Source organism: Microbacterium luticellae, from assembly GCF_050408645.1.
Taxonomy (GTDB): Bacteria; Actinomycetota; Actinomycetes; order Actinomycetales; family Microbacteriaceae; genus Microbacterium.
Map to the genome: position 1 here is coordinate 199,831 of NZ_JBNTKE010000004.1, position 13,462 is coordinate 213,292.

Here is a 13,462-nt window from a genome sequence, read left to right on the forward strand (position 1 = left end):
TTCGGCTGGGGGTCTTGAGTGGTGTCGCGGTTTGAAGTTCTGTCGGATGCTCAGTGGTCGCTGATCAAGGATCTGCTCCCGCGTCCGGGCCGGCCACGCATTCGTCCCGACGCGTTCCGTGGCGATAAGGCGCACTCGTCCCGCGCGATCCGCGCTCACTTGCGCTCTCGTGGGATCAAGGCCGTGATCCCGGAACCCGACGACCAGAAAGGGCATCGCAAGCGTCGCGGTTCCCGAGACGGCAGGCCCGTCGGTTTGGACGCTGTCGACCACGGGAACCGAAACGTGATCGAACGCAACTACTGCACCATCAAGCAGTGGCGCGGGCGCGCCACCCGCTACGACAAACACGCGGTCGTTTACCGCGCCGCCGTCGTCCTCAACGCTGTGCTTGCGTGGTCTCGACTACTCCTGGAGGCGACAAGAGAGTGACCCAATCCTCGTCGATCTCATACCCGAGGCTGATGTTGGAAGCGAAAATGGCACTGTTCTCCGCAGCACCTCCGGTTCGGAAGACCTCGACGCCATCGCGAAGAAGGGCCAGCACCGAGGCCGCTTTCACGGCCGAGCCGACGCCAAGTCCCCGAAACTCTGCGGCCACCACAGTGAAGTCGGTCTCAGCATGATTCCCGTCGACGTCAACGAAAGTGACTGCAACGGCCCGAGCGGAATCACCAAAAGCGCCAAAGCCTCGTCTCACTGGTGTCACGCGAGCGCTCGACCTCGTCAGGGGGTTGTGCTGGGTCGCCGCTCCACCCGGATAATCAGCCAGCGTCGCCGCGTCCAGCGCGAGAACCGACGCGAGATCTGCGTCGCCGATCTCGCGAATGTCACCATGACGGCGGCCGCGCTGAACCAAGGTCGAGAGTGCATGGACGTCGACGCGCGACGCGGTCAGCTGTGCGGCCCAGGAGCGCGCAACAACTACCCACCCGGCCGCCTCGAGCTCCGAAAGCCTCGCATCGTCGGAACGCACTACCATCTGCTCACGCTGCACCCATCCAGTGTGCCCCAGAACGCCGGTCGCAACATTTCTCAGACACGCGCTAGGCGACCAGCATCCGGCCCTCTGGCGTCCTTGTGCGGGTGCGTTCTTGTGCGGGTGCTACTTCCACACACTCGGCGCCGGGCGCCGGGTCGATGGCAATGCAGAAGCCTGCGCCCAGTCATGAATCCAGTCGTCGATACCGGGAATCGTTTCTGGCGCGCCGAGCGTGGCGAAAAGTTCATCGTGCGGCACGGTGCCACCACTGCGGCGAAGCACCCGGGCGCGCACAATAATGCGCGCATAAATTTCGCCCGCAACAACAATGCGGTGCTCAAGAAACAGAGCCCGGTCATCAAAACCCATAAACCGTGACTCGACCGTAAACCGCTGCCACAGTCGCAGCGACTTACGGAACGTCACCGTCTCGCTCGACACCACCGCATACCAGCCGTGCTGGCGCATCGCATCGAACAGGCCCGTACGAATTAGCAAATCCCACCGACCTAGATCGGCCAGAGAAAGATAACGGCCATTATTCATGTGCCAAAGAATGTCGAGATCGGTCGGCAGGGTTGTCACCCGCACACGGCTCACATCGTGTGCTTCAAGGGCACCTTCGCGGCGGCGTCGACGACGCGCAGCAATAATCACCAGAATCGTTCGCCACAGCACATTCACGATCACAAATCGTAGCGAAACACGCACAGAACCCGAATTCTGTTGTGCTGTTTCTCTAAGTATTGTGCTGCGCCACGCGAGGATGCACGAGTGGATTTTACGATGCACGACAGCGCGCGTAGAGTCAGCTTCATGAGCGCCGAAGCCCAGCCTGAGATCATTGTCCGCCCGGTCCGTGATGTCGATGCCGAAGCGCTGGGACGAGTTCATGCCCAGTGCTGGCACGACACCTACGACCACCTCATCAGCGAAGCCGCCCTCGAACGCGTATCGCCCAAACGTCTCGCCGAACTCTGGGTGAACTGGGCCGCACAGGGCGACGACTTCCGCATGCATGCAGCCCTCGTCGATGGCGAAATCGTCGGCTTTGCCGGATCGGGCCCCGCCCGCGACCGCGACGCCCCCGCCATGCGCGAACTGTACTTCATCTACCTGCTGCACTCCTACCACGGCACCGGCCTCGGCCAACGCCTCTTCGATGCCGCCGTTGACGAAGGCGAACCCCTCTACCTGTGGGTCGCCGAAGACAACCCCCGCGCACACCGCTTCTACGAACGCAACGGATTCACACTCGACGGCGCCAGCCACACCGAACCATTCCTCGGCGAAACGCTCACCGAAGTACGCTTCGTGCGGTAAATCGCGCCGGCGGTAGGTCGCGCCGGGCTCGTTTTCGCGCCCCGGGGGGTTATTCGCTCGCGCGCGCTTTTTCCAGCCACCGGGCGCAACACGCCGCTACCCCTCAACACGCAACGGCATGTTGTGACCGGTCACGGTGAGAGACCGGTAAACCAACACCGGTCGCGGTGAGAGACGCGCAAAACAGCACCGGTCGCGGTGAGAGACGCGCAAAACAGTGACGGTCGGCGCGGCAAGAGAGGCGCACACGCAGCGCGAAGCGATGCCGCGCGGGGCGTAGCATCCGGGGGCTTTAGCGTCCGCTCACCTGGCCGAAGATGCGGGCGATGGGGGCGATGACGAGCGGTCGTGCCCCGGCCCAACCGAGTGCCATCGCGGCGAGGGCTGCGATGAATACCCAGAAGCCTGTCCAGGTGACGGCGTCTTGCGAGGCGAACATGTGGTTGAGGTTGCGTAGGAATCCGGTGAACATGACGAGCAGCACGTGCACGATGATGAACGCCACGAAGTAGATCATGATCGGAAAGTGCAGTGCCCGTGCCCATTCGACGGGGTAAGCGCGAGAGAGGCCTTCGGCTTTTGACGGCCACAGGCCTGACATGCGCCATCCGGTGATGGCAGCCAATGGTGCCGCAATAAATACGGTTGTGAAGTAGGCGATTTGTTGCAGGCTGTTGTAGTTGACCCAGCCGTTTTCTGTGGGCCAGTCGAGTGACACGTATTGCAGAGCTGCCGATAGTGCGTTCGGAAAGACTTCCCACGAGGTGGGTACGAGTCGCATCCAGTGTCCGCTCACAATCAGCAGCACCACAAAAATTATGCCGTTGACGAGCCACAGTATGTCGAGCGCCTGGTGAAACCAGATTGTCAAACTAATTTTTGGTCCGCCACGCTTGTTCGCCCAAAATACGGTGGGGCGCTGATTGGTGCGGATGCTGATTCCCGAACGAATAATCAGCAGCATCAAGAACATGTTAAAGAAGTGCTGCCAGCCTACCCATCCGGGAATACCAGGTTCTGCAGTAGCCGGAAGAGCATATTCGCCCGGGTAAGCGGCCAGAAAATCTGTCATAAAAGACATGCTCAGCAGGGCTCGCACAAACGCGATCGCGGCTCCTGCGAGCAACGCCAGCGCGGCAGCACCCATAAGCGCGCCGATCGCTTGCGGCCAAGTGGGTCGCCGTCCGGTTTCGCGCGCGGGCGCGGCAGCATGCCGGGGCGCAACACCCTGCCACACGGTACGGGGCGTAGTGAGTGGGGCTCGGGGTCCGCGAGGTTCCGGATGCTGCGCAACAACGCCCGCCGTGGGTGTTGCATTCGGTGTCTCATCGAGCGCGAGACCCACAGCTGGGTCTGTGCTCGCAGCGGTACCTTCTGCGGGAGCTGGTGAAGTATCGGCCGCAGCCGCCACGGTTCGTTGTGCGGTTGTTCCGGCGGGTGGCCAGGGTTCGCCGCCATCGACGCGTGGGAGTCCGCGGCGCAGCACAGCCCCGGGCTCGGTCGCTGTAGCGGCAGTATTCGAAGCAGCGTCCGCCGTGGGGGCAGCAGGAAGAGGCGATGATGGCGTCGCAGGCGCGGCTGCGGGTGCGGAAGCAGACGACGCCACCGCCGCGGCATCCGGAACACCAGCAGCGGGAGCCTCAACGGCGGTGCTTGGCACAGTCGTCGTTGCGGGCGGCCACGGTTCGCCACCTTCGCTGCGCGGAAGTCCCCGCCGCAGTGCACGAGTCGGAGCGCTGGCGGTCACGGGTGCACTCACTGCGGCTGCATGTGCTGCAACAGCTTCTGGCACCGCCGCTGGCTCGGCGGCTGCCCCGGCGACCGGGATCACAGCGGCAGCAGCGGACGCTTCGGGCGCAGCAGTGGCTGTCGCCGCGGCATCCGGATGCTGGTGCTCCGCCGCAACCGCGCGTTCACCGGTGATGGTGCTCGGGGGCGGCCATGGTTCGCCTCCTGCTGTGCGTGGCAGGCCTCGGCGGAGTGTGCTGTGCTGGGCCGTCATGGTGGTTACTTCTTTCGCGCTTCGAGCGCTTCGACAACCTGGGGAACGATCGCGAAAATGTCTCCGACAATGCCAAAGTCGGCGATTTCGAAGATGGGCGCTTCGGCGTCTTTGTTGATCGCGACGATAGTTTTGGCGGTTTGCATTCCGGCGCGGTGTTGGATGGCCCCCGATATGCCGAGTGCGACATAGAGCTGGGGTGAGACCGAAACTCCCGTTTGGCCGACCTGGTGTGAGGCGGGAATATATCCGGCGTCGACGGCGGCGCGAGATGCGCCGATGGCGGCACCGAGAGCATCGGCGAGCTGTTCGACGAGCACGAATTTTTCTTTCGAGCCCAGCCCGCGTCCGCCCGATACGACCCGTGCGGCTCCGCGCAGGTCGGGCCGTGACGATGTTTGTTCCACAGCTTCTATCTCGCCCACTGTCGCGGCGGGTGCGCCCGATGCTGTCACCTGCAGTTCGGTGACGTCTGCAGCACCAGCTTCGGCGCGGTCTTCGACGGCCCCTTCGCGCACGGTCACGATCAGCGGGTCGAAGGTGGCGGCCGAGTCGGCGAGGAATGCCCCGCCGTAGACCGAGTGGTGGGCGATGACTCCTTCGTCGTCACGCGAGACACCTACAGCGTCGACCGCGAGCGCCAGGCTGCGCCGTGCTGCGAGACGCCCGGCAGCATCACGCCCGGCAATCGAATGCGAGATCAGTACGGCATCCGGATGCACCGCATCAAAAGCAGCGCTTAACGCATCGACCACGGGCACGGTGAGCGCCGTGGTGTCGTTGGGTGCCGTGAGCACGGCTGCGGCTCCGGCGGCTTTCGCGGCGTCGATCGCGGGCTGCGGGTCGCTATCGGTGACGATAAGGGCGACGGGCGTGCCAATTTTTGCGGCAGCACCGAGCAGGCCGGGAGTGCTTGCGGCGGCTTCGCCGGTGGGCGAGACATCGACGAGAACGAGAATGGCGTCGTCTGCAAAAGTCATGATTTACCTCACACCAGTCGGTTCTGCACGAGGAATTCGACGAGTTTGTCGGCGGCGTCGCCCTCGTCGGTAATGGTGACGCCTGCGGCGCGCGGCGGTTTTTCGTTGACCACGGTCATGATCGATTGCGGCGCTTCAGCCGGGTCGACGGTGACCTCAAGGTCGGCGAGGGAGAGCACTTCGAGCGGCTTCTTTTTGGCCGCCATAATGCCTTTAAAGTTGGGGAACCGCGGGTCGGGCAGCGCCTCGGTAATGGAGACGACGGCGGGCAGTGTCGCGGTGATGCTCTGCGCGCCATAGTCGGTGGCGCGCGTGCCGCTCATGCCGTCGGCGGTCACGGTCAGTTCGGTCAGCGATGTTGCCTGGTTCCAGCCGAGTAGTTCTGCCAGCATGGCGGGCAGTACTCCTGCCGTGCCGTCGGTCGAGAGGTTTCCGGCCATCACCAGGTCGGCACCGCTGCGGGTGATTGCTGCCGCGAGCACGCGGGCTGTGACGGCCAGGTCGGCGCCGTGTAGTTGTTCATCGGCGATATGGATTGCGGATGCTGCGCCCATAGCCAGTGCTCGACGAATCGACGCGGTTGCCGTCTCGGGTGCCATCGATAGCGCGACCACCTCGCTGTCGGGCACGTTTTGTGCTGCGGTGAGTGCTGCTTCGAGCGCGCGCTCGGTGATTTCGTCGAGCACCGCTTCGCTTGCGCCACGATCCGCTAACCCTGTTTCACGGTTAAGCAGGCGATCCCCATACGTGTCGGGCACCTCTTTAACCAGGACGATGATCTTCATCGACAACCTCCCTCGGCAAGCCGAGTCTAACTGTTTCGCGATACTTCCAGCCACACACCGCCGAGACTGATCGTTGTGCATAGCCGCGAACACATCTGCCGTGCAATCAGCCCGGATGCTGGTGTGAACGGTAGCGTGGGTTCATGGCCCATCTTCGCCCCTTGCCCGTGGATCCCCTGGCCGAAGCAAAACGTCAGTGGCAGGCGCACGGCTGGCACGATGCTGCCGAGGGGATGTCGGTGGTGGTGTCGATCATGCGCGCCCAACAGTTGCTGATGGCCCGCATCGATGCGGCGTTGAAACCTTTCGGGCTTTCGTTCGCTCGCTACGAGCTGCTACGGCTGCTGGCTTTCAGCCGCGAAGGCCGCCTCCCTTTGGCCAGTGTTGTCGCCCGCCTTCAGGTGCATGCGACAAGTGTTTCGAGCACGGCAGAGCGTCTCGTGCGCGACGGCTATATTCGCCGCGAACCGCACCCGCACGATGGCCGCGCCGCCATGCTCGCCCTCACCGCCGAGGGCCGCACGCTTGTTGAGCAGGCGACAGAAGTGCTCAACGGCGAAGTATTCACGCATCCGGGAATCAACCGCGACGACGCCACCCAACTGGTGAGCATTGTTGCCCGGATGCGAAAAAATGCCGGCGACTTCGCCGACCCTCGGCCGCAACCCGAACCGCTGTAGGGGGTTCTGCTGGTTACTCACTGACACCTGTTGGTGGGTCGGGTGGTCTGCAAGAATGACGCATGGAAATCGCGGCGATCCTTGATATGGAGGCGGTCCGCCGTGCCTGTCACAAGTATGGTGTCGAACGGCTACGCATCTTTGGTTCTGCGGTCTCGGGCAATTTCGACTCAGAGTCCAGCGATATCGACTTTCTTGTGACGTTCTTACCGCAGCGCGAAAATCTTTTCAACGACTATTTTGATCTGAAATTCGAGCTGGAACACATTGCGGGGCGCAACGTTGACCTCCTCATCGAACGCTCCATCAAGAACCCGTTCATTCAAGCGTCAGCCACCGGTAACGCGCGGGATCTTTATGCGGCCTGAAGCGGGTGCACACCTCTGGGATGCTGCGGAGGCCGCACCGCAGGCTCAATCCCCTTCGTACACGTAGTGTTCGAAGCGGGCGGGTATGCGTTCGCGTTGCCAGGTGAGTTCTTCGTGGCGGCGGGCGGGGTCGTGTCGAAAGGCGCGGGCGGTGTGGCGGGGCACCTGTCTGCTGTGTCCGGCCATGTGGGCAACGCCAACAGCCTGGCCGCAGACGCGGGCGGCTGCGCTTGCTGCCGGATCGTCGACTTCGCGGGCTGCGGCATGGCAGGCGAATGCGCGTTCGCGTACGGCATCGATACTCATTTCGCCGCGAAGAAAAGCCCACGCAGCCTCCAGCGCCTGCTGGGGCCGGGTGTCATCCGGTCGTTTTTCTACAAACAGCGGCAGTAGGCGTTCGGCACACTCCACCGTCCACGCAACGAGTTCGCGGCGGTCGGTCTCCGAAAGTTTCAGGTCGTTATCGTCAGGCAGTTCGCCGTCGCTGCCTGCGGCTTCGGCTGAAGAACCGGCGGCTGCGGCGGCAGAAGAATTAGTCATTGGTGTGTGAACTCCGGGGCGCGTTTCTCTCGGAATGCTGCCATACCTTCTTTTTGATCTGCTGTGTCAAACAGTGCCGTAAATTCTGCCTGCTCCACCTCGAGCCCTTCGCTCAGCGGCGTTTCGCGGGCCGCTGCGAGCGCCTTCTTTGCTGCCCGCACCGACGGCAGTGAGCGCGAAGCGATTGTTTCAGCCATCTTTTCTGTCTCGGCTTTCAGGTCGTCTGCCGCCACGACTCGTGACACAAGCCCGATGTGTTCGGCTTCTTCGGCGTCGATCATGCGCCCGGTCAGCACGAGCTCTGCCGCCTTGTAGTATCCGATTGCGCGGGCGAGGCGCTGGGTGCCACCCATTCCGGGGATCACTCCGAGGTTAATTTCGGGTTGGCCGAACTTGGCGGTGTCGGCGGCGATAATAATGTCGCACATCATGGCCAGTTCGCAGCCGCCACCGAGCGCATAGCCTGATACGGCCGCGATCACCGGTTTTGTGATGCGAGCAAAACGGTCCCAGCCACCAAAAATTTGGGTGTCGCGCATTTCTTGCGCCGATTTGCTTTCCATCTGTTTAATGTCGGCACCGGCCGCAAACGCGCGTTCCGAACCGGTGACCACGATCACGCCAACGCTGTCGTCAGTATCAAAGGCCTCGGCGGCGTCGGCAACGTCTGTTGCGACCTGCGAGTTGAGTGCGTTGAGTGCTTCGGGCCTGTTGAGGGTGATCCACCCTACGCGGCCGCGCTGTTCTACCAGAATTGTTTCGTACTGCACCATGATCGCTCCCTCTGCTGCGTCGTTGCAGCAGATTCATTATCCCCCGGATGCCGCGGGCTGGGGCGTGTGTTCGCTGCGCGCTCAGCCGCTGTCTCGAATGCTGGTAATGATTCCCGAGAAGTCGCGGCCGGCCCCCTCACCTGCCGCATAGGCGGCATAGATTTCTTGCGCGAGACGGCCGAGGCGCGCATCGGTGCCGGTCTGTTCTATGCCCTGCAGCGCAAGCCCCAAGTCTTTTGCCATGAGCGTCCCGGCAAACCCGGGTTCGTAATCGCGGTTGGCGGGGCTCGAGGGCACGGGCCCCGGTACGGGGCAGTTGGTGGTGAGTGCCCAGCATTGGCCTGAGGCCCCGGATGCTACGTCAAAAAGCACCTGGTGGTCGAGGCCCAGTCGCTCGCCCAGCACAAACGCCTCGGCTACCGCGATCTGTGAGACAGCGAGGATCATGTTGTTGCACACTTTCGCGGCCTGCCCGAGGCCCGGCCCGCCGCAGTGCACGATGCGTTTGCCCATGGCTTCCAGTAGCGGCAGTGCGGCGGCAAAGTCGTCGTCGCTGCCGCCGACCATGAAAGCGAGCGTGCCATTTTCGGCCCCCACCACACCACCCGAGACGGGTGCGTCAATGTTGCGGTGGCCCGCAGCGATAGCTCGTTCGTGGGCGGTCTGGGCTTCGTCGACCGCGATTGTCGACGAGTCAATAAACAGTGTTCCTGGTCGTGCAGCGGCCAAGAGCTCGCCCTCGTAGGCGTCGATCACATGGCGGCCGCTGGGGAACATGGTGATCACGACATCGGCGCTGGCTGCAGCATCCGGAGCATTTTTTGCCGTCGTGATTCCAGCAGCCTGCGCTGCTTCGAGCGCGGCGTCAACCACGTCGTAACCGATCACACTGTGCCCTGCCGCCAGCAGGTTTTTCGCCATCGGTAGCCCCATGTGGCCGAGGCCAAGAAATGCGATATTCATGCTGCCTCCTTGAGTACTTCGCGACCGATGATCAGGCGCATAATCTCGTTCGTGCCCTCCAAAATCTGGTGCACCCGCAGATCACGCACCACTTTTTCTATGCCGTAGTCATGCAAATATCCGTAGCCGCCATGCAATTGCAGCGCCTGATTAGCCACGTCGAACCCGGCGTCGGTGGCAAACCTCTTAGCCATAGCGCAACGCTCTGCCACATCGGTGCTGCCGTCATCCATCGCCTGCGCACCATCGCGCACCAGCAGCCGTGCCGCATGCAACTGCGACCGCATATCGGCGAGCGTAAAAACAATGGACTGTTTTTCGGCCAGCGGTTCACCAAACGTAAACCGCTCATGCACGTAGCGCACCGCCTGGTCCATCGCCCACTGAGCACCGCCCAGCGAGCATGCGGCGATGTTCAACCGTCCGCCGTTCAAGCCCGACATCGCGATAGAAAATCCGCGACCTTCGTCGCCGAGCATCGCGCTGGCCGGCACCCGCACTTCGTCAAGAATCACCTGGCGGGTCGGCTGCGCATTCCAGCCCATTTTGCGTTCCGTCGCACCAAAACTTAACCCCTCGGCGTCGCCCGCAACCAAAAAAGCGCTAATGCCGTGCGAGCGCGCCCGACTCTTCTCGTCTTCTGAGCCCAGGTTTCCGGATGCCGCGGTGCGAGCCATCACAATATAAACACCGGCTTCTCCCCCACCCGAAATGAACTGCTTCACCCCCGTGAGCACATAGTCGTCGCCGTCGCGAATAGCGCTCGTGGCAAGGCCCGCGGCATCCGACCCCGCCCCCGGCTCGGTGAGACAGTAGCCGCCGAAAATCTGCATCGAGGTGAGCCCCGGTAACCACTGCTCACGCTGCTGGTCGGTGCCGTAGGTGCTGATCATGCCGGCGACCATATTGTGGATAGAAATATATGCGGCCAGCGCTGGGTCACCATAGGCGAGGGTCTCAAAAATAGCGACTGTGTCAGCGCGACTCAGGCCCGTGCCGCCGTGCTCTTCATCGACATAGATGCCGCCGAGCCCCAGTTCGCCGGCCCTGTGCAGGCTCTCGCGAGGAAACACGTGGTCACGGTCGCGCTCAAGCGCAAAGGGTGTGAGTTCGGCCTCGGTAAATTCGCGGACGGCATCAAGAATCGCCTGGCGTTCTTCGGCCGTAGTCATGATGGTCATCGTGTCTCCTCCGTTCACCATGTTTGTGGGGTCACTGCGATGTGGGCATCACAAAACTTGCCCCCTCGGGTGTGCGTTCGGCGATCGTGTCGCGTTGCGCACTGTGTGGCCAGCGGCTCGTAACGGTCTTCGTTTTTGTGTAGAACCGGAAACCGTCGGCACCGTGTTGGTTGAGATCACCAAAGCCCGACCTTTTCCATCCACCGAAAGTGAACGACGCGATCGGTACCGGAATCGGCACGTTCACGCCCACCATCCCCACGTTGACGCGGGCCGTAAAGTCGCGTGCCACATCGCCGTCGCGCGTAAAAATACTCACACCGTTGCCATAGGGGTTGTCACTGGCAAGCGCCAGAGCCTGCTCATAGTTGTCGGCGCGCACCATGCACAGCACCGGCCCAAAAATCTCTTCGCGATAGATCGACATATCTGTCGTCACATGGTCAAACATGGTGGGCCCCAGATAGAACCCGTTCTCGTAGCCCTGCACCGTGAGCCCTCGGCCATCGGCCACGACCGTCGCGCCGGCCGCCTCGCCCTCGGCAATCAGCCCCTCCACGCGTTCACGAGCCGCAGCCGACACCAAAGGTCCGTATTCGCTGCCTTCGTCGCTCGGGTGCCCCACAACAAGATTCCGGATGCGTTCCGCCAGACGATCCCGCAGGGCATCCGCCGTCTGCTCACCCACCGGCACCGCCACAGAAATCGCCATGCAGCGCTCACCGGCCGACCCAAAGCCTGAACCGATGAGGGCATCGACAGCCTGGTCAAGATCAGCATCCGGCATGACAATCAGATGATTCTTTGCCCCGCCAAAGCACTGCACCCGCTTGCCGTTTGCTGCCGCTGTCGTATAGATGTATTCGGCAATCGGTGTTGACCCCACAAAGCCGACGGCCTCAATAAGCGGGTCATGCAGAATCGTGTCGACGGCCTCACGATCACCGTGCACAACATTAAAAACCCCGGCCGGCAAGCCCGCCTCAACAAACAACTCAGCCAACCGCACCGGCACCGAAGGGTCGCGCTCACTGGGTTTCAGAACAAAAGCATTACCGCTTGCCAGGGCCGGGCCCGCCTTCCACAGCGGAATCATCGCCGGAAAGTTGAACGGTGTAATACCCGCCACAAGACCCAGCGGTTGACGCATGGAATACACATCAATACCCGTACCCGCACTGGTCGAATACTCACCCTTGAGCAGGTGCGGCGCCCCGATGCAGAACTCGATCACATCGAGCCCCCGCAAAATATCGCCGCGGGCGTCGTCGAGTGTCTTACCGTGCTCACTCGAGAGTAGCTGTGCCAGAGGAGTCATCTCCTGGTGCACAAGCTCAAGAAAACGCATAAAAACACGGGCACGCTTTTGGGGACTCGTCGCCGCCCACTCGGGCTGGGCCTGGGCAGCGTTCAGAATGGCCGCGGTGACCTCGGCTCTCGACGCCAAGGGAACCTGGGCCTGCACAGCTCCGGTACTCGGATCATAAACATCGGCCACACGCCCACCCGCCGGGTGCACACGAGAACCGCCTAGGAAATGGGGGATGTCACGGGTCATTGTGCTCTCTCTTCTCACGCCGTCATTGGCATGATGACCAGACTACTCGGCCGACCGGGGAATTACTAGGGCGCCCTAGTAATTGGGTGTGGTGCCGTATGCTCACAAAGCACTTCTCGTCAGGGGTGTTTTACCAGGCCCTGTCGGGTGCCGCAACAAAAGGCTCCAAAGCGAGCTCCGCGGCGCCAATCATGAGCCGGTTACTACCCAGTGCCGCAACCTCTAAACAGACGTCGTCGACAGCGGCCGGCATGGCGTGGGCCGCGATCGCCTGGCGCAAAGCATCCGGGTCGTGCTCGGCGAGCGTCGCCAAAAAACCCGCCAGCACAATCATCGACGGATTCAATACGTTCACAGCATTCGCCAGCGTGGTCGCAACAATGCGACGCTGCCGCGCAATCTCATCGGCCACCCGCGGCTCATGCTGTTTATCCCGCAGCGCTTCACTCAGAGCGACATCATCAGCCGCATGCAGGCCAACGATGTCTAACAGCCGGGCACGATTGACCTCGTCTTCAACAACCCCGCCCTCGGTGCGCCGGTCATCGTCGCGCATAAAACCGGGCCTGTTCTGGCCAAATTCTCCGGCATACCCACCGGCACCCATAACAACAGTGCCGCCAATAATCAGCCCGCCACCGATACCGCTCGCGCCACCATTCACATAAACAACATCGCCAACACCCCGCGCAACACCAAAAATGTGTTCCGCATGCGCGCCGAGTGTCGCATCATTACCCACAAAGGTGGGCAGGCGCACGGCCTCTGCCACACGCTCCGCGAAAGGCGACTCTCGCCACATCAAGTGCGGGGCAAGCCGCACCAAACCGTCCGCAGCCCGCACCAACCCCGGCACCGCAACACCCACGCCCAACAGCCGGACCGACGCCAACTCGTGCGCCTGCCACCGTCGGATCACCGAAGAAATCACGTCAACCGCGGCATCCGGAGTAGGCACACTATCAACCAGCACACGCTCGCGCAGAAGAACCGTCGCCGTCCACGTCACCGCCGCGATCTCAATCGCATCAATCTCGGGATTCACCGCAATAACAGCAATATCGTGCCGCAACGCCACCATCGGTGAAGGCCGCCCCGCCCGCCGTGCAGGCCCCGGAGCCTGCTCTTCAACAAGCCCACCCTCCACCAACTCGGCCACCAGACTGCCCACCGTCGAACGGTTAAGCCCCGTCGCCGCCGTCAACGCCGCACGCGACTGCGGACCCTCCCGATGCACCAAACGCACAATACGAGACAGGTTGCGACGATGCACGCCATCAAAAGTTCCACCACGGTCAGCCACGCGAACAACTCTAGAGGAGGGCCG

At 62.4% G+C, this 13,462-nt stretch carries 14 protein-coding genes and 1 pseudogene; 4 read left to right on the forward strand and 11 right to left on the reverse strand.

Annotation, left to right across the window (positions count from 1 at the left end; all coding sequences use genetic code 11):
- Positions 1-87: 87 nt before the first annotated feature.
- Positions 88-432 (forward strand): annotated as a pseudogene (locus ACQUSW_RS11555) (transposase); the annotation flags it as partial.
- Here ACQUSW_RS11555 and ACQUSW_RS11560 read toward each other — a convergent pair.
- Both ACQUSW_RS11560 and ACQUSW_RS11565 read right to left on the reverse strand, forming a co-directional pair.
- Positions 380-997: an acetyltransferase gene (locus tag ACQUSW_RS11560; RefSeq protein WP_428932451.1), complete on the reverse strand. Its 618-nt coding sequence runs from the start codon at positions 995-997 to the stop codon at positions 380-382. The pseudogene ACQUSW_RS11555 and the gene ACQUSW_RS11560 overlap by 53 nt on opposite strands.
- A gap of 108 nt (positions 998-1,105) precedes the next feature.
- The gene (locus tag ACQUSW_RS11565; protein WP_428932498.1) at positions 1,106-1,666 is read right to left on the reverse strand and encodes an acyl-CoA thioesterase; all 561 of its coding nucleotides are present in this window, start codon (positions 1,664-1,666) and stop codon (positions 1,106-1,108) included.
- A gap of 132 nt (positions 1,667-1,798) precedes the next feature.
- On the opposite strand from ACQUSW_RS11565, the gene ACQUSW_RS11570 reads away from it, so the two are divergent.
- Entirely contained in the window at positions 1,799-2,305 is a 507-nt protein-coding gene (locus ACQUSW_RS11570; protein WP_428932452.1) for a GNAT family N-acetyltransferase, read from the forward strand.
- Positions 2,306-2,597: 292 nt separating this feature from the next.
- Here ACQUSW_RS11570 and ACQUSW_RS11575 read toward each other — a convergent pair whose 3' ends face one another.
- The 3 genes from ACQUSW_RS11575 to ACQUSW_RS11585 are packed head-to-tail and all read right to left on the reverse strand — an operon-like array spanning position 2,598 to position 6,072.
- Positions 2,598-4,307, reverse strand: a complete 1,710-nt coding sequence (locus ACQUSW_RS11575) for a cytochrome b/b6 domain-containing protein (RefSeq protein ID WP_428932453.1) — start codon at positions 4,305-4,307, stop codon at positions 2,598-2,600.
- Between the two features lie 5 nt (positions 4,308-4,312).
- Complete coding sequence (locus tag ACQUSW_RS11580) at positions 4,313-5,287, reverse strand: electron transfer flavoprotein subunit alpha/FixB family protein (RefSeq protein ID WP_428932454.1); 975 nt, start codon at positions 5,285-5,287, stop codon at positions 4,313-4,315.
- A gap of 8 nt (positions 5,288-5,295) precedes the next feature.
- Positions 5,296-6,072: an electron transfer flavoprotein subunit beta/FixA family protein gene (locus tag ACQUSW_RS11585; RefSeq protein ID WP_428932455.1), complete on the reverse strand. Its 777-nt coding sequence runs from the start codon at positions 6,070-6,072 to the stop codon at positions 5,296-5,298.
- A 143-nt stretch (positions 6,073-6,215) separates the two neighbouring features.
- Between ACQUSW_RS11585 and ACQUSW_RS11590 the strand changes: the two genes are divergently transcribed.
- A complete protein-coding gene (locus tag ACQUSW_RS11590) occupies positions 6,216-6,752 on the forward strand; it encodes a MarR family winged helix-turn-helix transcriptional regulator (RefSeq protein ID WP_428932456.1) in 537 nt (178 codons plus the stop codon).
- Positions 6,753-6,814: 62 nt separating this feature from the next.
- A complete protein-coding gene (locus ACQUSW_RS11595; protein ID WP_428932457.1) occupies positions 6,815-7,120 on the forward strand; it encodes a nucleotidyltransferase family protein in 306 nt (101 codons plus the stop codon).
- Positions 7,121-7,165: 45 nt separating this feature from the next.
- Here the strand turns inward: ACQUSW_RS11595 and ACQUSW_RS11600 are convergent, their stop codons facing one another.
- From ACQUSW_RS11600 to ACQUSW_RS11625, 6 genes are all read right to left on the reverse strand, one after another.
- On the reverse strand, positions 7,166-7,660 hold the full coding sequence (locus ACQUSW_RS11600) for a putative immunity protein (RefSeq protein ID WP_428932458.1): 495 nt from the start codon (positions 7,658-7,660) through the stop codon (positions 7,166-7,168).
- Complete coding sequence (locus tag ACQUSW_RS11605; RefSeq protein ID WP_428932459.1) at positions 7,657-8,433, reverse strand: enoyl-CoA hydratase-related protein; 777 nt, start codon at positions 8,431-8,433, stop codon at positions 7,657-7,659. The genes ACQUSW_RS11600 and ACQUSW_RS11605 overlap by 4 nt, the downstream gene beginning before the upstream one ends.
- Before the next feature lie 81 nt (positions 8,434-8,514).
- Positions 8,515-9,396: a 3-hydroxyisobutyrate dehydrogenase gene (mmsB, locus tag ACQUSW_RS11610; RefSeq protein ID WP_428932460.1), complete on the reverse strand. Its 882-nt coding sequence runs from the start codon at positions 9,394-9,396 to the stop codon at positions 8,515-8,517.
- A complete protein-coding gene (locus ACQUSW_RS11615; protein WP_428932461.1) occupies positions 9,393-10,577 on the reverse strand; it encodes an acyl-CoA dehydrogenase family protein in 1,185 nt (394 codons plus the stop codon). The genes mmsB and ACQUSW_RS11615 overlap by 4 nt, the downstream gene beginning before the upstream one ends.
- 31 nt (positions 10,578-10,608) lie before the next feature.
- The gene (locus ACQUSW_RS11620; RefSeq protein ID WP_428932462.1) at positions 10,609-12,135 is read right to left on the reverse strand and encodes a CoA-acylating methylmalonate-semialdehyde dehydrogenase; all 1,527 of its coding nucleotides are present in this window, start codon (positions 12,133-12,135) and stop codon (positions 10,609-10,611) included.
- Positions 12,136-12,265: 130 nt separating this feature from the next.
- Entirely contained in the window at positions 12,266-13,438 is a 1,173-nt protein-coding gene (locus ACQUSW_RS11625) for an ROK family transcriptional regulator (protein WP_428932463.1), read from the reverse strand.
- Positions 13,439-13,462 lie beyond the last annotated feature (24 nt).